The sequence below is a fragment of the Mycolicibacter hiberniae genome, from assembly GCF_010729485.1.
Taxonomy (GTDB): Bacteria; Actinomycetota; Actinomycetes; order Mycobacteriales; family Mycobacteriaceae; genus Mycobacterium; species Mycobacterium hiberniae.
The window spans coordinates 379,442-402,848 of record NZ_AP022609.1 but is presented as its reverse complement, the minus strand read 5'-3'; the positions used below and the strand labels follow the sequence as shown (position 1 = coordinate 402,848).

The 23,407-nt window shown below is 67.0% G+C and carries 17 protein-coding genes and 1 pseudogene; 8 read left to right on the top strand and 10 right to left on the bottom strand.

The annotated features are described in order from the left end of the window. Positions 1–369 precede the first annotated feature (369 nt). Together cysT and cysW are read left to right on the top strand one after the other, a co-directional pair. Positions 370–1,221: a sulfate ABC transporter permease subunit CysT gene (cysT, locus tag G6N14_RS01930; protein WP_407663155.1), complete on the top strand. Its 852-nt coding sequence runs from the start codon at positions 370–372 to the stop codon at positions 1,219–1,221. Beyond that, on the top strand, positions 1,218–2,048 hold the full coding sequence (cysW, locus tag G6N14_RS01925) for a sulfate ABC transporter permease subunit CysW (RefSeq protein ID WP_085135049.1): 831 nt from the start codon (positions 1,218–1,220) through the stop codon (positions 2,046–2,048). Before cysT ends, cysW begins: the two co-directional genes overlap by 4 nt. Before the next feature lie 26 nt (positions 2,049–2,074). On the opposite strand, the gene G6N14_RS01920 is transcribed toward cysW, so the two are convergent. The 5 genes from G6N14_RS01920 to G6N14_RS01900 form a co-directional block, all read right to left on the bottom strand. Continuing rightward, entirely contained in the window at positions 2,075–2,824 is a 750-nt protein-coding gene (locus G6N14_RS01920) for an SDR family oxidoreductase (protein ID WP_085135048.1), read from the bottom strand. Positions 2,825–2,872: 48 nt separating this feature from the next. Continuing rightward, positions 2,873–3,736 (bottom strand): Fpg/Nei family DNA glycosylase, encoded by an 864-nt coding sequence (locus G6N14_RS01915; protein WP_085135047.1) that lies wholly within the window; start codon positions 3,734–3,736, stop codon positions 2,873–2,875. Positions 3,737–3,755: 19 nt separating this feature from the next. After that, positions 3,756–4,157, bottom strand: a complete 402-nt coding sequence (locus tag G6N14_RS01910; protein ID WP_085135099.1) for a phage holin family protein — start codon at positions 4,155–4,157, stop codon at positions 3,756–3,758. A gap of 73 nt (positions 4,158–4,230) precedes the next feature. Beyond that, positions 4,231–4,521: a hypothetical protein gene (locus G6N14_RS01905; protein WP_085135046.1), complete on the bottom strand. Its 291-nt coding sequence runs from the start codon at positions 4,519–4,521 to the stop codon at positions 4,231–4,233. A 35-nt stretch (positions 4,522–4,556) separates the two neighbouring features. Continuing rightward, positions 4,557–7,325, bottom strand: a complete 2,769-nt coding sequence (locus tag G6N14_RS01900; RefSeq protein WP_085135045.1) for a LuxR C-terminal-related transcriptional regulator — start codon at positions 7,323–7,325, stop codon at positions 4,557–4,559. Between the two features lie 188 nt (positions 7,326–7,513). On the opposite strand from G6N14_RS01900, the gene G6N14_RS01895 reads away from it, so the two are divergent. From G6N14_RS01895 to G6N14_RS01875, 5 genes are all read left to right on the top strand, one after another. Next, positions 7,514–8,416 carry an AurF N-oxygenase family protein gene (locus G6N14_RS01895; RefSeq protein ID WP_085135044.1) on the top strand — a complete coding sequence of 301 codons (903 nt, stop codon included), beginning with the start codon at positions 7,514–7,516 and terminating at the stop codon, positions 8,414–8,416. Beyond that, positions 8,413–9,123 carry a DUF4873 domain-containing protein gene (locus G6N14_RS01890; protein ID WP_085135098.1) on the top strand — a complete coding sequence of 237 codons (711 nt, stop codon included), beginning with the start codon at positions 8,413–8,415 and terminating at the stop codon, positions 9,121–9,123. Before G6N14_RS01895 ends, G6N14_RS01890 begins: the two co-directional genes overlap by 4 nt. Before the next feature lie 78 nt (positions 9,124–9,201). Next, positions 9,202–10,071 carry a TIGR03619 family F420-dependent LLM class oxidoreductase gene (locus G6N14_RS01885; RefSeq protein ID WP_085135043.1) on the top strand — a complete coding sequence of 290 codons (870 nt, stop codon included), beginning with the start codon at positions 9,202–9,204 and terminating at the stop codon, positions 10,069–10,071. Positions 10,072–10,478: 407 nt separating this feature from the next. Further along, entirely contained in the window at positions 10,479–12,590 is a 2,112-nt protein-coding gene (locus G6N14_RS01880; RefSeq protein WP_234808853.1) for a cellulase family glycosylhydrolase, read from the top strand. 130 nt (positions 12,591–12,720) lie between these two features. Then, entirely contained in the window at positions 12,721–14,832 is a 2,112-nt protein-coding gene (locus G6N14_RS01875; protein ID WP_234808852.1) for a cellulase family glycosylhydrolase, read from the top strand. 8 nt (positions 14,833–14,840) lie between these two features. On the opposite strand, the pseudogene G6N14_RS01870 reads toward G6N14_RS01875, so the two are convergent. The 4 genes and pseudogenes from G6N14_RS01870 to mdlC all read right to left on the bottom strand — a co-directional run. Further along, positions 14,841–15,788, bottom strand: a pseudogene (locus G6N14_RS01870) (fumarylacetoacetate hydrolase family protein); the annotation flags it as partial. Positions 15,789–15,854: 66 nt separating this feature from the next. Beyond that, positions 15,855–16,058: a hypothetical protein gene (locus tag G6N14_RS01865; RefSeq protein ID WP_085135040.1), complete on the bottom strand. Its 204-nt coding sequence runs from the start codon at positions 16,056–16,058 to the stop codon at positions 15,855–15,857. Positions 16,059–16,083: 25 nt separating this feature from the next. Further along, the gene (locus G6N14_RS01860) at positions 16,084–16,503 is read right to left on the bottom strand and encodes a tautomerase family protein (RefSeq protein WP_085135039.1); all 420 of its coding nucleotides are present in this window, start codon (positions 16,501–16,503) and stop codon (positions 16,084–16,086) included. A gap of 3 nt (positions 16,504–16,506) precedes the next feature. Next, positions 16,507–18,123, bottom strand: a complete 1,617-nt coding sequence (gene mdlC, locus G6N14_RS01855; RefSeq protein WP_085135038.1) for a benzoylformate decarboxylase — start codon at positions 18,121–18,123, stop codon at positions 16,507–16,509. A 176-nt stretch (positions 18,124–18,299) separates the two neighbouring features. Here mdlC and G6N14_RS01850 point away from each other — a divergent pair, with 176 nt between their 5' ends. Further along, complete coding sequence (locus G6N14_RS01850; protein ID WP_085135037.1) at positions 18,300–21,038, top strand: AAA family ATPase; 2,739 nt, start codon at positions 18,300–18,302, stop codon at positions 21,036–21,038. A gap of 56 nt (positions 21,039–21,094) precedes the next feature. Here the strand turns inward: G6N14_RS01850 and G6N14_RS01845 are convergent, their stop codons facing one another. Next, positions 21,095–23,386 (bottom strand): ATP-dependent DNA ligase, encoded by a 2,292-nt coding sequence (locus G6N14_RS01845; RefSeq protein ID WP_085135036.1) that lies wholly within the window; start codon positions 23,384–23,386, stop codon positions 21,095–21,097. Between the last annotated feature and the right edge of the window lie 21 nt (positions 23,387–23,407).

The following is a 23,407-nucleotide window of genomic DNA, read 5'->3' as shown; positions in this document are numbered from 1 at the left end:
GACCGGCTGAGGCCTCCGCAGCGGCGAACCGAACGGAACCGCTTGACCTTCGCCCGATGGCACACATCGCCACACGATAGAGATTTCGGCGTCGACGTTTCTTTAAGCTACGCCGCATGCAGCTGCCAACCCCGGCTCGGCGTCGCGTATCGATGGCGTTGGTTCGCCACCGCGATGCCGTCCGCCGCGGCGCCGCGCGCGGCCTGCACTGTTGTCGCTGACCCTTCCGCCATCAGCTCATTGTCGGGAGTCACCACTTTCCGGTGACCGGCGCCGAATCACAGGTATTGGTATGGGGAGGCCTGCCATGCATTCTTCGTTCGGGTTCGCCCGATGACAGTCGCCACCGCGCTGCAGCCGGCCCAGCACATCGCGGCCGCCTCGCCGGGCCCGAACGTAGCGGCGCCCGTTGCGGGCACCTCGGGTGGCCGAGGCGCGGTGACACCGCTTCGCATCGGCGTGACGACGCTGTGGCTGTCGGTGATCGTGCTCCTGCCGTTGCTCGCCATCGCCTGGAAGGCGGGCGGTAAGGGATGGCAGGGCTTCCAGCTGGCCGTTACCTCCCACGCGGCCCTCGAATCGTTCCGCGTCACATTGACGATCTCAGTGCTGGTGACGGTGCTGGACGTGGTGTTCGGCCTGGCGACCGCCTGGGTGTTGGTGCGCGACGACTTCGCCGGAAAAGGCGTGATCGACGCGCTGATCGACCTACCTTTCGCGCTGCCGACCATCGTCACCAGCCTGGTGATGCTCGCCCTGTACGGCAACTCCAGCCCGATCGGCATTCATCTGCAGCACACGCCCCCCGGAGTGGCGATGGCGCTGGCCTTCGTCACATTGCCGCTGGTCGTCCGCGCCGTTCAACCGGTGCTGCTGGAGATCGATCGCGATGTCGAGGAAGCCGCCGCGGCACTGGGCGCCTCGCGCCTCACCGCGTTCACGACGGTTGTGCTGCCTTCGCTGCTGCCGGCGCTGCTGACCGGTGCCGGACTCGCGTTCTCGCGGTGTGTGGCCGAATTCGGTTCGGTGGTGACGATCGGCGGCGCGGTTCCGGGCAAGACCGAAGTGTCCTCGCAGTGGATCCGCGCGCTGGTCGAAAACGACGACCACACCAGCGCTGCGGCCATATCGATCGTGTTGTTGGCAATCTCGTTCGCCGTGCTGGTACTTCTGCGGACGGTCGGCGGCCGGGCGGCCAAGCGCGAGGAGGAGGCGCAGTGACGTCCCGGCTGGAGCCGCGTCACCTGCTGCGCGCCACCGTTTTGACCTATGTCGGCGTGATGCTGATCGCTCCGGTGTCGGTGATTCTCTACCGCACATTCCAGCCCGGGCTGGCGCATTTTTGGGCCTGGGTGAGCACTCCGGCGGCCGTTTCGGCGCTGAAACTGTCGCTGCTTCTGGTGCTCATCGTGGTGCCGCTGAACGCCCTTTTCGGGGTATCGACAGCGATCCTGCTGGTGCGCAACCGATTTCGCGGGCGCTCCATACTTCAGGCGATCCTCGATTTGCCCTTCGCGGTCTCCCCCATCATCGTCGGTGTCGCGCTGATCGCATTGTGGGGATCATCGGGGGCCCTGGGTTTCGTCGAGAACAGCCTCGGATTCAAGATCATCTTCGGGCTGCCCGGCATGGTCCTGGCGAGCATCTTCGTCACGCTGCCGTTCGTGGTGCGCGAGGTCCAGCCGGTGCTGGTGGAGGTCGGAGTCGAACAGGAACAGGCCGCCGCAACGCTGGGATCCACCGCCTGGCAGACGCTTTGGCGGGTCACGCTGCCATCGATTCGCTGGGGTTTGACCTACGGCATTGTGTTGACCACCGCCCGCACCCTGGGCGAGTTCGGCGCGGTCATCATGGTCTCATCGAACTTGCCGGGACAGTCTCAGACTCTGACGTTGCTGGCCAACGACCGCTACCACCGTGGGGCCGAGTACGGCGCCTACGCGGTGTCCACGTTGCTGATGGGCGTCGCCGTGGCATTCCTGGCCGCCAAAGCGGCCTTGCTGCTCTACCGCAACAGAACCAAGGCCCTGGAGCGGGCCACCCACTGAAGCGGAGTCGAGGCGCCCGCGGCAGATCAGGCGAAGCGGTTGGTGTACCGCGGCGGCAACCTGCGCAGCAGCCACACCAGCAGGACCCACGGCCAGGTCGGAACAACAGCCCGGCCGGCTTCTCGCTCGATGGCACGCACCATCGCCTTGACCCCGGATTCGTTGTCCACCAGCAGCGGGGTGGACGCCGTCTTGGCCGTCATCTCCGATTCGATGTAGCCCGGTTCCAGCACCGTGACCTTGATCGGGCCCTTCGCATACTCCGCGCGTAGCGACTCGCCCAGCGACGACACTCCGGCCTTGCTGGCGGAGTAAGCCGCCTTCACGCCCGGGACACCCTTGTTGCCCAACACCGATGAGATCAGTACCAGGTGACCACCGCCGGCCGCTGTGAACAGTTCGAGCGCGGTCTCGATCTGCACCAGCGCGGCGACCAGGTTCGTCTCGATGGTCGCCTTGTTGGCCCACAGCTTGCCCGAGCCGAGCCGGGCCCCCTTGCCGATACCGGCATTGACGATGACCCGGTCGATTCCGCCCAGTTCGGCAGCGAACTGCCCGAACACCTTCGGGATTTCGTCGTGGTCGTTCACATCGAGTGCGGCCACCGCAACGGTGATTCCCGGGTACTGCGCTGTCAGTTCGGCTTTGAGTTCTTCGAGCCGGTCGGTCCGGCGGGCACACAGGGCAAGGTCACGACCACGCGTCGCGAAGGCGCGGGCCATGCCCGCACCGAGGCCAGAACTGGCACCGGTGATCAGGATTCTCTGACGGGTCACCAGGGCAGCTTAACGGCGCTCGCCGGCGGTGCGGAATTGGTCGGGCCGCTATTTGAGCAGCCGCGACATCCGCCGGTCGGCCAGCACCTTTCCGCCGGTTTGGCAGGTCGGACAGTACTGAAATGACTTATCGGCAAAAGATATTTCCCGAACCGTATCGGCGCAGACCGGGCACGGCAGACCCGTTCGGGCGTGCACCCGCAGACCAGAGCGCTTTTCACCCTTCAACGTGGCGGCCTGCTGCCCCACTGACCGCGCCACGGCATCGGCCAGCACGGCGTGCATGGCCTCGTGCAGTGCGGCCAGCTGATCGGTCGACAGTTTGCCGGCGGTGGCGAACGGTGACAGCCGCGCGGCGTGCAGGATCTCGTCGCTGTAGGCGTTGCCGATCCCGGCGAGCACCTTCTGATCGGTCAGGACGTTTTTGATGCGGCCGGTCTGGCCGGCCAGTAGGCGAGCGAGCTCCTCGGCGTCGACCGCCAGCGCATCCGGCCCCAAGGTGGCGATACCCGGGACCTTCGCCGGGTCGTCGACCAGCCAGACCGCCAGCCGCTTCTGTGTGCCGGCCTCGGTCAGGTCGAAACCGGGGGCCTGCCCCGGGACACCCAGGTGCACCCGCAGCGCGATCGGCCCCTTACCCGGCCGCAGCGGGGCGGCCGCCAACTGATCTGACCAGCGCAGCCATCCCGCCCGCGACAGATGCGCGATCAGGAACAGCTCCCCGGCCTGCAAACCCAGATACTTGCCCCACCGGTGCGCAGCGGTCACCACCTGGGCGTGCAATGCCGCCGGCGGCGGGTCGAAGGTCTTGAGCACCGACAGCGCCGCGACATCGATCCGGCCGATGCCGTTGCCGACGGCGTGCCGGCGCAGATGGTCGGCGAGCGCTTCGACCTCGGGCAGCTCCGGCATGCTGTCGAGTCTGCCCGGACTACCTGGAGATGCGCCCCGGGTTGCGCACCACCAGCGACAAGATCCAGCCCACCAGGGACAACACGATCGCCGCCCAGATGGCGTCCCACCAGAAGTCGGCGATATACAAGCCCCAGTGTTTGGCGGTCTTGTCGGTGATCCACGCGGTGATCCAGAGCATCAGTGCGTTGACCACGACGTGGAACAGCCCCAGCGTGACGATGTAGAGCGGGATGGACAGCAGCTGAACCACCGGTTTGATGAACGCGTTGACCAGCCCGAAGATCAGGGCGACCACGAAGATGATGCCCACCTTTTGCGCCGTGGTGTCACCGCCGACGAACTCGATGCCGGGAACGATCTGGGTGACGATCCACAAGGCGAGGCCGGTCAGCGCGGCGCGGAGCAGGAAGGGTCCCATGCGCAGATCTTGCCATGGCACGGGTTCCGCAGACCGGGCTTCGCCGAATGTGCGGCCCACGGAGCATGGGTGGCTAGAGCCAGGTCCCAGCGCCGCCAAAGCGGGCCCGCACGCCGGCCGTGATCCGGTCCACATGCCAACCGGCCTGACGGCAGGCCGACATCACCGCGTCCGAAGAATCGGCGGCCACCAACCCGAACAGGGTTTCATCGCTGGGCGCGGTCAAGACGACCACCAATGTGGCGCGGACGGCGGCGGCGGCAGCTGCCAACCGGTCGATCACGGTGTCGACGGTCGATTCGGCCAGGTCGGGCTGGTACCACTCCACCAAGAAACACTGACGTGCCGCTCCGCTGTCGCCCATGCGCCCGACGCTAGTGAAACCGACCCTGGATCGAATCAGGGTTTCCCCTGGACATCTGCGGGGTTGAGCGCGGCAAACAATGCGGCGCGGGAGCGGATGCCCAGTTTGCGATACACCGCACTCAGCGTCATCTCGACGGTCTTCTCGGCGATGAACAGCTCCGCGGCGATCTGCTTGTTGGTCAGCCCCGACGCCGCATGTTCGGCCACCCGACGCTCGGCGGGGGTCAGGCCCGCACCCGGGGACGCCGCAGCCATGCGGTCCAGCTCGGCGCGCACCCGCTTGGCCCACAAGGGGACCCCCAGCTTCTCAAAGGTCGCTAGCGCGGCAGCCAAATTCGCTTGGGCGGCCTGTTTGCGGCGGCGGCGCCGCTGAACCTGGCCCAGCAACAGTTGGGTGCGCGCCGTTTCGAAGGGCATCGGCAAGCGCCCGTGGTGCACCAGCGCCTCGACGGCGGCCTGCTCGGCGGCGTCGAGTTCACCGCGGGCGGCCAGCCAGTGACTGCGGCCGCGGGCTCCCACCGCGAGCATCCACGGCCGATCAAGCCGCGCCCCGTTGGTCTCCAGGGCATCGATCAGCTGCTTCGCCTCGTCCAGCCGGCCCAGTGCTGTGAGCGCCTCCACGGCGTCGGGAAGGTATGCGCCGACCGCGATCTCGGTGTCGTGCTCGGGGTCGAACACCGCCAACGCCGGCTCTAGAACCGAGACAGCCGCCGCATAGTCGCTCAGCGACACCTCCAGCAGCCCCAACGCCGTTGTCGCCGACACCGTCAAGAACGCCGCCCCGGTAGCCGCCGCCGCCTCGATCGCGGCAGCCGCGGCGCTACGTGCCGTTTCTTCGTCACCCCGCAATGCCGCGATCGAGGCTTGAGTGCACCAGGAATGGATGAGCAAGTGCTTGCCGCCCAGTTGCTCGGCGCGCTGGACACTGTCCTCGGCGAGGGCCGCCGCCTGTATCAGGTTTCCCAGCCACATATCGAACAAAGCAACGTAGTTGGCCGCCCACAGGGTGTCGGTTTCGGTTCCGTCGGCCGCTAAGCGCTGGTGAATGACACGCATCTGCGCCTGCCCCGCCTGCACATCTCCCGCCATGGCGGTCATAACGGGTACGGCGGCCCTGGCCTGGAAGGTCGCCGCCGCGCCCCTGCTGGGGTCTTCGGTATCCCGCGCGATACGCAGAGCGTTTTCGTCAATGCCGCGGCCGTGCAGGTATCGCACATGCACTGCGATCGTGAGGGCTTGGCTGCACAGGCCGGCAATATCTAACTTTGTGGCTTGTTCCACCGCGGCTTTCGCCAGATCGACCGCTCTCTTCATGTCACCGATCAGCCCCACCAGAGGCACAAGCAGCAGCCTTGCCCGCAGCTGCAGCACAGGGTGATCGGCGGCTTCATCGACGGCCTGAGCGAACAGTTCAGCGGCCTTCACCACGCTTTCGTCGTAGCCGGTGACCGCGGCAAGGATCATCAACGCCATGCACCGCAACGGTTTCCCAGACGGCAGATCATCCAGAGCCGGCCCCAGATGCGAACGTGCCCGGACGATCTCACCGGAACGGAAATGCTGCTCAGCGGCTTGAATTCGACGTACAGGAGTATCACCGCCGAGGTTGATGGCAAGTTCGATCAGTTCTGCGGCCACCGCCGGGGCACCCCGAGCGCGGGTGGCGGCCGCCGCTTCATCCAGCGCCTGAAGCACGTCCGGGTCAGCGGCCGTGGCCGCCAGCGCCAGGTGCCGGGCCTTGATCTCGGGTTCGTCGACGACGCCGCTGAGCCGACGGTGCATGGCCCGGCGCTCCGCCGGAGCCGCGGCGCTGTAGACGCCGGCGGCGAACAGCGGGTGGCGGAACCGGATACGGCTTCCCTCGATCTCGACCACGCTGCTTGCCTGCGCCGATTCCATCAGCTCGACGACCCGGTCGGGGGCAATGCCCGCAGCAAGGCCCACTCGCGTCACGGTCGGCGGCGCAGCGCTGGCCGCGGCCAGCAGCACCGCGCTGACCTCCGGGTCGGGCCGCCCGAGGCGATCGTGCACCAGCGTCGCCAGGGTGTCGGGCAGGCCGACCGCCGCCCGGCCCGGATCCTCGGCGATGTACCGAGCCAATTCGAGGGCGAAAAGTGGGTTACCGCCCGATATCTCGTGGATCCGCGTGATGGTGGGCCGAGGCAAAGTACGCCCCAACCGGGCCGATATCAGAGCGTGGAGACCACCGAGCGTCAGTGGGTTGATGCGCAGACGCTCGACCGATCGGGGTAAGGCAGGGTTGAGCCACCTGAGGTCAACCGCGTCCACCCCGCCGGTGCGAACGGCCAGCAACAGGCCGACCGCTCCGGTGAGCCGTCGTTGGGCGAAGCCGACCACCATCCGGCTCGACATGTCCAGCCACTGCACGTCGTCGATGCACAGCAACACCGGGGCAACCGAGCTCAGCTTGCGGACCGCCGCCAGAAACGCGGTCGCAACCATCCGCTCATCGCTGGCCGCTCCGTTCCCGCCGCCCAGCAGGATTCGCTCCAGCACCCCCCGCTGCGCGTCGGGCAACTGCGCCAGGGTGTCGGCGTCCACCCCACCGAGCAGGTCGGCCACCGCGGCGTAGGCGTAGCGCACCTCGGTCGGTGCTCCCAGCCCTGAGAGCACCCGATAGCCGCGCTCCGCGGCGGTTGCCGCCGCCTCCCACAACAGTGTGGACTTCCCGATGCCGGCCTCACCCTCGAGAAGCAGAGTCGCGGGTTCGGTCAGTGCCGCAGACAGGAAGGCACTCACGGCCGATCGCTCGACCCCCCGGTCCGCCAAACCCTCTCCCATGTCCACGATTGTGGCAGTCGATGTCTGTTTCGGGAATGGTTGCCGACGCACCTCCTCGCCCCCTTTCCCCGTAGGCCCGCCCCCCGAAATGCACCATGCCCCAAACCGCCGGTACCCGGTACCGGCGGTATTGACATCTTGGGTCGCGACTCTTAGCTTGGGGTTTCGGAGCGAGAGGGGATTGCGTCATGACGGCTAGCGTGCGACCGAGCGGACCGACCCGGGAGGAATTCGCCGAACGCCTCCTGAAGGGCTCGGTGAAGAAGTCCTACGCCCCGGTGGTCGACATCGACTGGGACGCACCGCTGGAGGCCAACAAGTACTTCCTGCCGCCCAGGATGTGCACGCTCTACGGCACCGCATTGTGGGACGCGATGACCCGCGAACAGCAGATCGAGATGTCGCGCCAGGAGCTGGTCAACGTGCTGTCGGCCGGCATCTGGTTTGAGAACATCCTCAACCAGGCGCTGCTGCGCGACATGCTGCACAAGAACCCCACCGCGCCCAGCACCCACTACTCGCTGACCGAACTGGGCGACGAAACCCGCCACATGCTGATGTTCGGCAAGACCATCGACCGTATCGGCGGCGTGCCGGTACGACCGCGACTGCACGAGCGCATCGTGATCAACGCGCTGCCCTTCCTGTTCCGCGGCCCCATCCTGTGGGGAGCCGCGCTGGTCGGCGAAGAGATCTTCGACGCGCTGCAGCGCCAGATCCTCGATGACCCGGACCTGCAGCCGATCGTGCGGCGGGTGATGCGCATCCATGTGACCGAGGAGGCCCGCCATATCCAGTACGCCCGCGACGGGCTGCGGCGCACCGTGCCGGGGATGTCTCGTTACCGTCGCATGCTGCTGGCCAACCTGCAGGGCGTCGGCGGCCCGTTCTACCGGCACCTGTTCACCCTGCCGGTGGTCTACACCCGGGCTGGGCTCGACGGCCGCGAAGCCCGCCGGGTGGCGCGGGCCAATCCGCATTTTCAGGCGGCATCCCGCGCTTCGTTCGCGCCGCTGGCCGCATTCTTCACCGAAGTCGGCCTCATGGGCGGGCTGGCCCGGCGGATGTGGCGGCGGGCCGGGTTCCTGTGAGCCGCGACCACCTCATCGACGTGCTGGTGCTGGGCGACCCGGCGCCCCTGCACGGGTTGGTCGAGGGTGCCCGCGCCGTCGATCCGGCGCACACCGGATTCGACAGCGCCACCGACACGTGGACGGTGACCACCGTCGACGGCGAGACGCTGAAAGCGCGGGTGCTGATCGGCACCGCCGCCGCAGCCGACGGGGTCGTCGCGCGGCACGGCCTCCCGAACCGGTTTCAGGTTCCCGGCCCGCACACTCGCCGGCAGGCCCGGTACGTGACCCGGCTCCTGGAAGCGATGCGGCGCAGCGGAGCCAGCCGCATCGAGTCGCGCGCTGCCCGGCTGCGGGTACACCGGCTGCTGCCGACCCGGGGACTGTCCCGGTTCTACCTCACCGGTTCGGTGAGCGCCGATGAGGAAATCTATGACGGGCCGGCGGTGCTGACGCACGACGGCGCCGAGTACCCGACCCGCGTGCGCCTGAGCGGACACTTCGATCCGATCGACGGCCAATATCACTGGCAGGGAATGTTTTACGCCGATATTCCCGGTACCGGCGTCACCGGCTCGCCGGTCAGCATCCGGATCGGCGAGCACGCCGCGCAGGGCCGCATCTGCGAGCGGACCCCGTGGGGCACGCTGACAGTGCTCGGCGCTGCCGGTTTCCCCCCGTTTCTTCTGGAGGATGTCCAGATCGCGACAGCGCCGCAAAGGTAACCGGTCCCCACCCGGTCAGGCCGGGGCGTCTGCTATGCAGAGAGCTGCGTCCAGACCATCCGAAACCGAGGAGACGACGTGCGGTTCACCTATGCCGAAGCGATGACCGACCCGAGCTACTACATCCCGCTCGCCAAGGCCGCTGAGGCCGCCGGGTACCACAGCATGACAATTCCCGACAGCATCGCCTACCCGTTCGAATCGGACTCCACCTACCCCTACACCCCTGACGGCAATCGGGAATTCCTTGACGGCAAGGCCTTCATCGAGACCTTCGTCTTGATCGCAGCGCTGGGCGCGGTCACTTCCACGCTGCGGTTCACCCCCTTCGTGGTGAAGTTGCCCATCCGTCCCCCGGCCCTGGTGGCCAAGCAGGCCGGGTCACTGGCCGCGATGATCAACAACCGGTTGGCCCTGGGCGTGGGCACCAGCCCGTGGCCCGAAGACTACGAGTTGATGGGAGTTCCATTCGCCCGGCGCGGCAAGCGCATGGACGAGTGCATCGAAATCATCAAGGGCCTCACCACGGGTGACTACTTCGAGTTCCACGGCGAGTTCTACGACATCCCGAAAACCAAGATGACCCCCGCGCCCACCCAGCCGATCCCCATCCTGATCGGCGGTCACGCCGAAGCCGCGCTGCGTCGCGCGGCCCGCAACGACGGCTGGATGCACGGCGGCGGCGACCCCGCCGAACTCGATCAGCTGATCACCCGACTCAAGCAACTGCGGGAAGAGGAGGGTCGGACCGGCCCGTTTGAGATCCACGTGATCTCGGTCGACGGATTCACCCTCGACGGTATCAAACGCCTGGAAGACAAGGGCGTCACCGATGTCATCGTGGGCTTTCGGGTTCCCTACATCCTGGGGCCCGACACCGAGCCGCTGGAGAACAAAATCCGCAACCTGGAGCGGTTCGCCGAGCACGTGATCGCCAGGGTCGGGTGACCCCGGTCACATACCGGGCTTGCGGCTGCTCACCTCACCGTTTCTGTCAGGCCGATCGGGATAGAACTGGGCATCCGGGGCGTTGAACAATACGTGCCCGCACCCTCCTGCGGGTACTGCAGTTCTCTTCGACCTGCAGGGGGTGTTGTCGACATGACGCAACAGAGGTATCTGCCCGCCGCACCTGCGCCCGGCCATCTGGAGCGCCAGCGGCTTGTTCGCCTGCTTCGCGCCGCTGCGTCCAAGGCCGGGCAGAGCGATGCTCGACGCCAGTGGATCCGGGCTGCTACGCAGTGCTGACAAAACCGCGCCTTTTCCGCGGCGCCCTTGCGTCACGCTAAGCAGCTCATTTACCTTTCTCAGACAGGCTTCAGAAATCTGGTTGTCCGCGAGAAGGGTTGGTCGCGATGTCTCGTCGCCGCAGCACGGTTGTGGGCACCAAGGCCGCTGGAGTCGTCGCGTTCTTGGCGATCGCCCCGCTCTCCGCGCCCGCGCACGCCGATTTCGAGGACATGTGGGACGCGCTGGTAGAGCCGTTTGTCACCACCGAGGGCGTCCTCGACGGCGACGCCCTGTTCGACGCCTCAGCCTGGGATGCGTTCTTGTCCGCCGCCCACTGGGATGCCGCCTTCGGCGCACTGGCCGAGCCGGGCCCCGCCCTGGGCATCGACCTTTACGCGGCACTGCACGACGCCGGTCAGCAATGGATCGACAGTCAACTGGGCAGCCAGGTCAACGGCGTCATCAACACCCTGTTCGGATCGACGGTCATCGGCAACGGCGCCGACGGCACCGAGGACAACCCCGACGGCGGCAACGGCGGCTGGCTGTTCGGTGACGGCGGCACCGGCTGGAGCAGCACCACCGACGGCGTCGCCGGCGGCGCCGGTGGCGCCGCCCTGGGACTGTTCGGCAACGGCGGAGCCGGCGGCGACGGCGGGACCGGGGCCGTCGGCGGTGACGGCGGCGACGGCGGGTGGCTGTGGGGCCACGGCGGCAACGGCGGCGACGCCGGCGACGGCGCAGCCCTGACCGGGCTGCCCGCACTCGGCGGAGTCGGCGGCACCGCCGGACTGCTCTACGGCACCCACGGCGACGTAGGCCACTTCGGTGCCCTGCCCGGCGGCTTCACCGGCACCGTTCCACCGCCGGTGGAGGTCTCCAACGGCTGGCTCACCAACGGCGACGGCCAGGTCGTCATGCTGCGCGGACTCAACCAGGTCTACAAGATCCCACCCTACGAGCCGTCCGCGGCCGGTTTCGACGAAGACGACGCAGCCTTCCTGGCCGCCAACGGATTCAACGTCGTGCGCCTGGGCGTCATCTGGGCCGGCGTGCAACCCGAACCCGGCGTCATCGACTACGACTACCTGGCCTCCATCGAAAACACCGTCGAAATCCTGGGCCGGTACAACATCGTCGCCATCCTCGATATGCACCAGGATCTCTACGGTGGTGCTTTCGGCGGCGACGGCGCCCCGGAATGGGCCACCTTCACCGGCGGACTGCCGAACTTCGACGTCGGCTTCCCGTTCAGCTACTTCGTCAGCCCCGCACAGAACTATGCCTGGGATGCGTTCTGGGGCAACACCCATGCTTCGGGGATCGGACTGCAGAATCACTACGGGGTGATGTGGCAGGCGGTCGCCGATTACTTCAAGGGCAACGAGAACGTCGCCGGCTACGAGATCATCAACGAGCCGTGGGCGGGCACGCACTGGCTGGGAAGCCTGCTGGGCAACCGGTACTTCGACACCCAGCAGCTGACCCCGTTCTACAACCAGATCGACACGGCCATTCGCTCCGTCGACCCCAACAAGCCGGTGTTCTTCGGGCCGACGACGCTGGAGGCAAGCCTGCCGGTGGCCACGCACCTGGGCAGGGTCGACGACCCGAACACGGTCTTCTCCTTCCACCACTACTGCATGGTCAATGCACTGTTCGCCGACTTCAGCTTCGGTTGCGACTGGAATGCCGATGTCGTGTTCGCGAACGCGATGGACTACGCGCAACGCAACAACATCCCGGCGTTGCTCAGCGAGTTCGGCGCCACCAACAACCTGCCGACCATCGGTGCGAGCCTGCAGGCGGCCAACCGGTACCTGTTCGGCTGGACCGAATGGGCCTACACCGGCAACGACATCACCAGCACGTCGCCGCAGGACCAGGCGCTGGTCTACGACCCGAGCCAGCCCCCGGTCGGCGACAACGTCAACTGGGACAAACTCGACCTGCTGGCGCAGCCCTACCCGCAGATGATCTCGGGCATCCCCACCGGCTTGTCCTTCAACGACGGCGTCCTGTCGTTCAGTTACTCCACCGAACGCGCCGACGGCACCGGGATCTTCGACGCCGGATCCGAGACCGTCATCTCAGTGCCGGCCGGCCAGTATCCCAACGGCTACACCGTCACCGTGACCGGCGGCGAGGTCACCTCAGGCGCTGACGCCCCCCTGTTGACCATCAGCTCCAGCGCCGGCGCCACGACCGTCAATGTGACCGTCACCGCCAAGGACTGACAGCGCCGGGCCGGTGCGGTGACGACCGCCGCACCGGCCCGCGCCGCTACCTTGCGTAGGCTAAGTAAGTCGTTTACCTTTCTCAGACAGGCTTCAGAATCGGGTTTGTCCGCGAGAAGGGTTGGTCGCGATGTCTCGTCGCCGCAGCACGGTTGTGGGCACCAAGGCCGTCGGAGTAGCTGCATTCCTGGCGATCGCCCCGATCTCGGCGCCCGCACACGCCGATTTCGACGACATGATGGACATGCTGATCTCGCCGTTCGTCACCGCCGCAGGCGACCTCGACGGCGGCGCCCTGTTCGACGCCTCAGCCTGGGATGCGTTCCTGTCCTCGGCCCACTGGGATGCCGCCTTCGGCGCACTGGCCGAACCCGGGCCCGCCCTGAACCTGGACCTCTACGCAGTACTGCACGACGCCGGTCAGCAATGGATCGACAGTCAACTGGGCAGCCAGGTCAACGGCGTCATCAACACCCTGTTCGGGTCGACGGTCATCGGCAACGGCGCCGACGGCACCGAGGCCAACCCCGACGGCGGCAACGGCGGCTGGCTGTTCGGTGACGGCGGCGCCGGCTGGAGCAGCACCACCGACGGCGTCGCCGGCGGCGCCGGCGGCGCCGCCCTGGGACTGTTCGGCAACGGCGGAGCCGGCGGCGACGGCGGGACCGGGGCCGTCGGCGGTGACGGCGGCGACGGCGGGTGGCTGTGGGGCCACGGCGGCAACGGCGGCGACGCCGGCGACGGCGCAGCCCTGACCGGGCTGCCCGCACTCGGCGGAGTCGGCGGCACCGCCGGACTGCTCTACGGCACCCACGGCGACGTAGGCCACTTCGGTGCCCTGCCCGGCGGCTTCACCGGCACCGTTCCACCGCCGGTGGAGGTCTCCAACGGCTGGCTCACCAACGGCGACGGCCAGGTCGTCATGCTGCGCGGACTCAACCAGGTCTACAAGATCCCACCCTACGAGCCGTCCGCGGCCGGTTTCGACGAAGACGACGCAGCCTTCCTGGCCGCCAACGGATTCAACGTCGTGCGCCTGGGCGTCATCTGGGCCGGCGTGCAACCCGAACCCGGCGTCATCGACTACGACTACCTGGCCTCCATCGAAAACACCGTCGAAATCCTGGGCCGCCACAACATCCTGGTCGTCCTGGACATGCACCAAGATCTGTACAGCGAGGCCTTCGGCGGCGAGGGCGCCCCCGACTGGGCAGTTCTGACCGGTGGACTGCCCCACATCGGCGTGGGCTTCCCGGGGACTTACCCGGTGAGCCCGGCGCAGAACTACGCCTGGGATGCGTTCTGGGGCAACGATAAGGCTCCCGATGGCATCGGCTTGCAGAATCACTACGGGTTGATGTGGCAGGCGGTCGCCGACTACTTCAAGGGCAACGAGAACGTCGCCGGCTACGAGATCATGAACGAGCCGTGGGCCGGATCGCAGGCTCTGGGCAGCATCTTGGGCAACCCCTACTTCGACACCCAGCAACTCGTGCCGTTCTACGACCAGATCACCGCAGCCATTCGCTCCGTCGACCCGAACAAGACGGTGTTCTTCGAACCCAACACCCTGTTCGGCAGCCTGCCGGTGCCCACGCATATGGGCCCGGTGCAAGACGAGAACTCGGTGTTCTCCTTCCACCACTACTGCCTCACCACGTCGCTGATTCCCGGCCTGAGCATCGGCTGCGACTGGAACGCCGACATCGTGTTCGGTTACGCAACCGATTACATGGAGGAGAACAACGTTCCGGGGTGGCTGAGCGAGTTCGGGGCCACCAACAACCTCGGCGCCATCGACGCCAGCCTGCAGTCCTCCAACCAGTACCTGTCCGGCTGGGCCGCCTGGGCCTACACCGGCAAGGACATCACCAGTGCCTCGCCGGAAGACCAGGCGCTGGTCTACGACCCGAGCCAGCCCCCGGTCGGCGACAACGTCAACTGGGGCAAACTCGACCTGCTGGCCCAGCCCTACCCGCAGATGATCTCGGGCACGCCCACCGCACTGTCCTTCAACAACGGCGAGTTCAGCTTCAGCTACACCACCGACCGCGTCGACGGCTCAGGCACCTTCGGAGCCGGCTCAGAGACCGCCATCTCGGTGCCGCCCAACCACTTCCCCGGCGGCTACGCCGTAACCGTTACCGGCGGAACCGTCACCTCGGCACCCAATGCCCCCATCCTGACCATCGACTCCAACGGCGACACCTCCACCATCACCGTCACGTTGGTCCGGACCTAGCCCGTCGCGGGCCGCGGGCGCTCCGCCAGCGGTATCGGCGCAGCGCTGGCCCGTACCGTCTGGCGCAGCTCCCCCAGGCCCTGCACCTGCAGGGTCACGACGTCGCCGTCACCAAGCCATCCTGGAAACTGTTGCGGCGCAGCCGGGTCCAGATGCTCCAGCAGCGTGCAGGTGGGTACGGTGCCCGATCCGAAGACGTCACCGGGCTCCAACGGAACCCCACGGGCGGCGTAGCTGATGATCTCGCCGAAGCTCCAGTCCATGGCGCCGGTCGATCCGGTTCCCACGATCACGTCGTTGACGGTCGCGGTGGCCTGCAGGCTGATCCTGCCGTTGCTGCGGTAGGGCTCCAGCTCATCGGGCGTGACCAGACAGGGCCCAAGCGTCACACCGCTGTCTTTGCCCTTGGCCTGCCCGATCGCCAAAACTCCCTCCTGCGCCTGCAGATCCCGCGCGGACCAGTCGTTGAAAATGGTGTAGCCGATGATGGCCTGCTCCGCCTGGGCCACCGACAGGTTCGCCCCGGCGGTGCCGATCACCGCGGCGATCTCCAGTTCGAAGTCCTGACAGACGCTGCCGGGGGCCATGGAGACATCGTCATAGGGACCCAGCACCGTTGCCGGGCAGGCAAAGTAGAAAGCCGGGATGCGGTACCACGCGTCGTCGAGGACGGGGCTTCGGCCGGTGGCCGCCAGGCAGTTGCGCATGTGGTCCAAGAAGCCCAGACTGTCGCGGATCGACGGCGGGCGCGGTATCGGAGCCATCAGCGACACCGCCGAGATCCGCTCTGTCGCCGCCGGTGCGCTCAGCGCCCGCTCGCCGGCCTCGTGCAGCCCGTCCGGGCCGAGCCGGATCAGCTCCAACAATGTCACGCCGGGCGCCACCGCATGGATCACGTCGCCGTTGAGTACGCCGGTACGCTGCCCGTCTTCGCTTCGATAGGTCACCCATCGCACCGGTCCATCGTCACCCATAACGAGCCCGAACGCAGCATCCGACGCCCCGCCGGTTGAGCCCCGCGGCTACGGTTTCACCGTCACCTTGAAAATCAACGAGGTCAGGGCACCGAAGGCGCCGTGACCGCTGATGTAGAGCCTTTTGGTGTCGTAGCCCGCAACGTCCTTCATCGTCTCGCCGCCGGATCGAGCCGGCATCTGACCGTCGATCACGGTGACGTCGCCGTGGTTCGCGACTGCCCCGGCGAATTGTTCCAAGGCAACACCCACAGCAACCACCGCGGTTTGCTCAGTGTCAGGACTCATCCGACTCGGTACCCTCCTGCTCTGCCAGCCACGCCTCTTCCTCGCCCGGCTCGGGTAACACCCTTCCTCCCTCGATGGCGAGATGCGCGGGGCTGTTCTGGATGACCACCAACACCATCCGGGCCGGTATCCCGGTGATGCGGGTCGCCGCTGAGGCGATCTCAGCGACCAACTGACTACTTTGCGCGGCGGGATGTCCGGTCCGAACCCAGCCGTTGATCAGCAGTGGCCGTGCAGGCTTCCCATCAGTGAACACGTTCTCGGGCGCCGGTTCATGGAACACGACGTTGATATACGTACCGGGGACATGGTTGATCATGGAGTGAACCCGGGTGATCTCGGCGGCCAGCTCAGCCTTCGTCTCGACGCTCAGCGTCGATTGCGGCGTGGTGCACGTGTAGACCGGCACGTCTTAACCCAGGAATGGCAGTTGCGGCTGGGTGGGTACCACCAGAACGGTGGGGCCGTCGGCTTCCAGGGCAGCCTTGAATTCCGAAACCAAGCTTTCGGCGTCCTCCACCGAAGCCGTACGGCAGCCGAAACCCCTTGCCAAGGAGCAGATATCGAGTCCGGGCAGATCCATACCCGGAACGTGGGGAGTCTCTTCCAGCAGCGCAAACGATTTGAGGACCGCGTATTCACCGTTGCGCTGCACCACGAACACGATGGGGAGGCTGTGCTGTGCCGCTGTCCAGAGAGCCTGTATCGAATACTGGAAAGAACCGTCGCCGATCGACGCGACAACGGTCCGCTTCACACCGCGCGCTCGATCTCCGAGCGCGATTCCCACAGCCGCCGGCACTCCCCAGCCGATACCGCCGCTGCCGGTGGCGAAGAAGCTCCCCGGCCTGCGCGTCGGCCACCACGTGATGAGGTCCGCCAGAGTGGATGTCGACTCCATCACGACCGCAGCGTCGTCGGGCTTGACCGTACTGAGGGCAGCGTAGACATCGCTGGGCAACAATGGCGCCGATGCCGCCGGCAGATCCCCACTCGAGGGTCTTTGCAACCCCGGTGACGCCTGCCGGTCACGGGGCATCTCGACGAGGTCCAGTAGTTGTTCGAGTACGACGCCCGCGTCACCGAGCAGGCTGTCACCCACCGGTGCCGTCGCGGCAAGGTGCGGGTCCGCCGTGACTTGCAGGAGATCGGTGCCCGCGGGCAGGTAATCACCGGGGACGAACGGGTAGTAGCGGAAAACCTGAGCGCCGATCACGATTGCCAGGTCGTGGCCGGTCAACACCTCGCTCACGCCCGCAATCGTCAGGGGCAGCGGCCCTCCGTACAGGGGATGATCCTCGGGGAACGAGCACCGGTCCGACAGCGGACCGCCGCGGACCGGCGCGCGCAGCTTCTCAGCGAAGGCGATGCCGGCAGCCCAGGCGCCGGCACGGTCCACCTCCGGTCCCAGCACCAGCAGTGGTCGACGAGCGCTGCTGATCCTGGCGGCGAAGGCGCGCAGCCGCTGTTCGTCGGGCTGCACACGGCGACTGACGGTCCGCACCACGGCCGGACCGAGCGCCGGTTTGTTCCAGTCGTCGAGTGGGATGGACAAGAACACCGGCCCGGCGGGAGGCTGGGTGGCCACCGCATACGCACGCATGAATGCTGCGGGAACATCCTCGGCGCGAGCAGGCTCGTAGGACCATTTGACCCACGGCTGTGGCATGAGCGTGGCATCGGGGTTGTTCAGATACGGGTCGCACAAGGACATTTCGCGGGTTTGTTGGCCTGCCGTGACGATCATCGGGGTGTTCGCCCGATACGCCGCAACGAGACTGCCCATCGCGTTACCGGTGCCGGCCGCGGTGTGCAGATTCACCAGCGCGGCGTTGCCGGTGGATTGAGCGAACCCGTCCGCCATCGCCAGCACCGACGCCTCCTGCAAGCCCAGCACATAGGTGAAGTCGTCCGGGAAATTCTGCAAGAAGGTCTGCTCCGTGGAGCCGGGGTTGCCGAATATCGTGGTCAAGCCCAGAGACCGGAGCAGGTCATAAGTCACCTCATGGACTGTCTTGCCGCTGACCATCACTGACTCCTCTCGTCGATCTCTGCGGGCACCGCGATTACCTATCTGACACCGCGCACCCTGGTCGCCGACCCCGTAGAAACCCCGGGATGTGACAACCCGGGGGCGCTCACAGCCCGACTCCTACCGGCGCAGTTCGGTCGCCGGTGGCTTCCGGACGTGTCAGGATCACCAGCATGGGCAGCACAACGCTCATCGGCCGGCAAGACGAACAGCGGCAGCTCGCGCAGTTGTGCGGCCGTGCCCGAGCCGGCAAAGGCGGCGTGCTGGTCATCAACGGCGAGGCCGGCATCGGCAAGAGTGCGTTACTGGCCGAGGTGGTGGCGCAGGCGGACGGACTACGCACTGTCTGGATCAGCGGTGCCGAGACGGAAATGGAACTCGCCTACGCCGGCGTGCAGCAGGTGTGTGGCCCGATTCTTGCCCATATCGCCGTCTTGCCTGACCCGCAGCGGTCCGCACTGCGAATCGCCCTCGGACTCGGCAAAGGTACCGCCCCGGATCGCCTGCTGGTGAGCCTGGCGGCCCTGTCGCTGCTGGCCGAGGCGGGCGCCGAGCGGCCGACCGCCTGCATCATCGATGACGCGCAGTGGGTCGATCGAGCGTCACTGCAAGCGCTCACATTCGCCGCACGACGACTACTGGCCGACCCCGTGGTGATGATCTTTGCCACCCGCGTTCCGGGCGCACCTGAAGAATTGGACGGCTTACCCGAGCTGACCCTGACCAGGCTCGCGCATGCCGACGCCGGCGTACTGCTGTCGCAGGTGATGCCGGGCCGGTTAGATGAGCGGGTCCGGGAGAACATCCTGGGCGAAGCCGACGGAAACCCCTTGGCGTTACTGGACCTTCGCCAGTCGATAGCGCCCACAGCGCTGGCAGGCGGTTACGGCCTGCCGGCCGCAGCGTCGATAGCCGGTCGAATCGAGCGCGAGTACAGTCAGCGCCTACACACGCTGCCCCCGACCACACAGACGCTGCTGCTGATCGCGGCTGCGGAGCCGACCGGCGACCCCACCTGGCTGTGGGCCGCCGCGGAGAAGCTCCGGGTGGGCGCCGACGCGGCCGTTCCCGCGGAGCGCAGCGGCCTGGTCACCGTCGAATCCCGCCTGCGCTTTCGCCACCCGTTGGTGCGATCGGCGGTCTACCACTATGCATCCGCGTCTCAACGCCGGCAGGTTCATGCAGCATTGGCGGACGTGATATCCGGCCCCACGCATACCGAACACCGCGCCTGGCACCACGCCCACGCCACGCCCACACCCGATGAGAGCGTTGCTGTCGAGCTTGTGGTGTCCGCGCAACGGGCGCGCTGCCGTGGTGGTGCCGCCGCCGCAGCCGCATTCTTGGCCTATGCCGTCGAACTGACTCCCGATCCCCTCCGTCGCGCCGACCGGGCACTCGAAGCTGCCCGGGCGAAGCTGGACGCCGGTGATCCAGAAGCGGCGATCCGACTCCTGTCCGCGGTGGACAGAGCGGACGACGAACTGTTGAGTGCGCGGGCAGATCTGCTACGCGCCAACGTTGCGTTTGCGACCCGGCGGGGCAGAGACGCGCCTCCGCTGTTGCTGGCGGCAGCCCGAAAGCTGCGGCCACTGGATCCGGTCTTCGCCCGCGACGCCTACCTCGGCGCGCTGATGGCAACGATGATCGTCGGGCGCCTCTGCACCGGGGAAGCGCCATCTGCGGCGACGATAGTCAGATCGGTGCGGCAGCTGCCACCGAGGTCGGGCCCCGCCACTGCGGCAGATCTCTTCCTCGAGGGAATCGTCCTGCGCATCGATGACGGACACGCAGCAGCGGCGCCGGTGCTCCAGCGAGCAATACAGCAGTATCTTGCGGAAGACAACGCCGGTGTTGCAGACCCGCGGTTGCACGACATCACCCTGCGCGTCTTACTCGACCTGTTCGCCCAGGACACTTACAACTCCCTGAATGCGCGCCAACTCGAGCTACTGCGCGCGGCCGGTGAATTGACCGTCCTGCCCGCGGCATTGACCACGTATGCGGGTGTATGTGTCACCGCGGGCGACTTCGCACAAGCCGCCGACCTGTTGGCGCAGGCAGAGACCATCTCTGCTGCCACTGGCGCGCCGCAGCAACGCTCCATCCACATCTATCTCGCCGCTTGTCGCGGGCAGCAAGCTCGAGCAGAAGAGATCGCACGGACGACTGTCCGCGACGCGACCGCCCGGGGCGAGGGCAGCGAGATCACCTTGGTGCTTTTCTCGCTGGCCGTCCTGTACAACGGGATCGGAAACTACGAAAAGGCGCTCGAACAGTGCTCGGCGGCAATGGAGTACGACGATATCGGCATGTATGGCCACCTCCTGAACGAGACCGTCGAAGCGGCCGTCCGCGCCGGAAGCACCGATGTCGCCGAAACGGCTGCAGCACAATTGATCGAGCGGTCACGAACGACTCCCACGGCGACTGCTCTCGGATACGCCGCCCGCGCGAAAGCCTTGACCGCCGACGGTCCCGCTGCCGAGAACGAGTACCGGATCGCAATTCGGGAGTTGGGACGCTCACCGTTGAAGGTCATGTCCGCGCGTACGCACCTGATCTTCGGTGAGTGGCTGCGGCGGGAGAACCGCCGAGGCGAAGCACGAGCCGAGTTACGCATCGCTCACGGGCTGTTCGCCGAAATGGGATCCGAGGGTTTCACCGAGCGAGCCAAGCGCGAACTCCATGCGGCGGGCGAGCCCCTGAGCAAGCAACACGATGCCAGAAAACCGGGGAAGCTGACGTCGCAGGAAAGCTACATCGCCAGACTCGCCGGCGACGGGTACACCAACTCTGAGATCGCCAGCCATCTGTTCATCAGCCCCAGGACGGTGGAATGGCATCTCGGCCGGATCTTCGGCAAGCTCGGGGTCACGTCCCGTCGCGAGTTGAGACATACACGCGAGTGAGCACCGGAGGCGCCAAAGCCGTCCGGTTCCTCAGCGGCGCCGATCGGTTCGACACCTCACTCCCACTCCACCTCGCCGGGGGTCTTGTCGGGACGCAGCCCGCGCCAGCTGGGCTGGCGGAGCCGGCCATCGGCCGTGCGTTCGCTGTAGCGCACCTCGGCCACCACGGTGGGTTCGACGAAGGTGACGCCTTTCGCGTCGGGCCGCGCCAGGGGTTCCCGAAACGGGGATTCGCCGGTGCGCAACGGCTCCAGCATCTCCTTCAATGCCGCCAGCTGACGCTCGGTGAACCCCGTGCCGACCCGTCCCACGAAGCGCAGGCCGTCGGCTTCGGGCACCCCCATCAACAGCGATCCGATTCCGCCGCCGCGGCCGCCCTCCCCTGCCCGCCAGCCGCCGATCACCACCTCCTGGGTCTGCCAATGCTTGTCTTTGATCCAGGCCGGAGATCGGCGACCCGGCCGATACGGCGAATCCCATCTCTTGGCGATCACGCCCTCCCAGCCGAGGCGGCCCGACTGCTCGAGGGCCTTGGCGCCATCGGGTGTCAGGAGCTCCTTGACCACGAGACCTGTTCCCTGGGCGAGTGTTTCCAACAGGCGTCGCCGATCCCGGTAGGCCACGCGAAGCAGCGGGCGGCCGTCGAGATAGAGCAGGTCGAAGGCCCAGAACTCCAGGCGAGCGGCGCGGGCGCTGTTCTGCATCGCGGCGAAGCTGGGGACGCCGCGGTCGTCGAGCGCGACCAGTTCACCATCGAGGACGACGTGGTGTTCGGCCAGGTCCTCGGCCGGAAACGGCAGTTGCGGGTACTCGGCGGTGACGTCACGGCCGCTGCGGGCACGCAACCGGACCTCGCCGTTCTCGGCTTCGACCAGTAGCCGGTAGCCGTCCCATTTGCCTTCGAAGGCCCACTGATTCGGGTCCAGCCGGGTCACCGAGCCGTGCGTGGCCAGCATGGGGGCCAGTTCGCTGAACGTGAATGCCTGCTGGTCTTTCATCCGGTGCGCCAGCCACTGGTCGCCGGCGGTGCGGATCAGCGCGTAGCGCCCGGAGATCCGGCTGCCGGACAGCACGACGATCACCTCTCCTTTTTCGGCCCCTTCCCCGGCCGGGTCCTCGAACTTCTCGGTCACATACGTGCCCGAATCCCAGATGCGCACCGTGCCGGCACCGTACTCGCCCTTGGGGATCGTGCCTTCGAAACTGCCGTACTCCAGGGGATGATCCTCGGTGCGGACCGCGAGATGGTTGACCGCTGTCGTCTCCGGAAGATTCTTGGGCACCGCCCAACTCACCAGCACGCCGTCGCGCTCCAGCCGGAAGTCGTAATGCAGCCGGCGCGCGTGGTGCTCCTGGATGACGAAGCTGTTGCCGCCGCCCGGCACCGGCGCCGTGGCCGGCACCGGTTCGGGGGTCCGGCGCGCATCGCGCTTGGACCGGTAGACGTCAAGCCGATCCTGGGCCGGCAGGGCGCGGTCCAGGGCGGCCAGCAGATCGCCGTCACGGGCGACGCGTTGCAGCACCTCGTCATAGCGCAGCTGCCGCAGGTCGGGGTCGTCGAGCTCCGCCCAGGTTCTGGGGGCCGCAACCGTCGGGTGATCGCGGCCGCGCAGCGAATACGGGGCGATGGTGGTCTTGGAGGCGTTGTTCTGGCTCCAGTCCAGGAACACCTTCCCAGCACGAAGCTTCTTGGCCATGGTCGCGGTGACGAGCGTGGGCATCGCGCTTTCAAGTTGCTGCGCAACGCGTTTGGCCAAGACAACCGCACCGGCGCTGCTCACCGGCGGGTCCAGGGCGGCGTAGACGTGCACTCCCTTGCTGCCGCTGGTGAGGGGGAACGTGGGCAGGCTCAACTCGGCCATCAGCTCACGCACGGCGCGCGCCACCTCGGCGAGCTGACTCATGGTGACGCCCTCGCCGGGGTCCAAGTCGAAGACCAGTCGCGTTGCCGGGCCGGGCTTGAACACGCGGCCGCCGTGCGTCCACTGCGCTTCGAACCGCCACTGCGGGACGTGCACCTCCAGCGCGGCCTGTTGGGCGATCCAGGCCAGCCCGTCGAGGTCCTCGATCACCGGATAGGTGGTGATGCCGGAGCGATGCTGAATGTCGGCGCGAGCCAGCCAGCCCGGCGCTGAGGACGCCAGCTGCTTTTCGAAGAAGGAGCTCTGCTCGACACCGTTGGGCCAGCGTTTGCGGGTCGCCGGGCGTCCTGCGATGTGCGGCAGCATCACCTCGGCGATGCGGGTGTAGTAGTCGAAGACCTCGGCCTTGGTGGTGCCCGTCGCGGGGTAGAGCACCTTTTCGGCGTTGGTCAGCGTGACCCGTGTCGTGACGGACTCAGCGGCCATGCAGCCAACCTACGTCGTGGC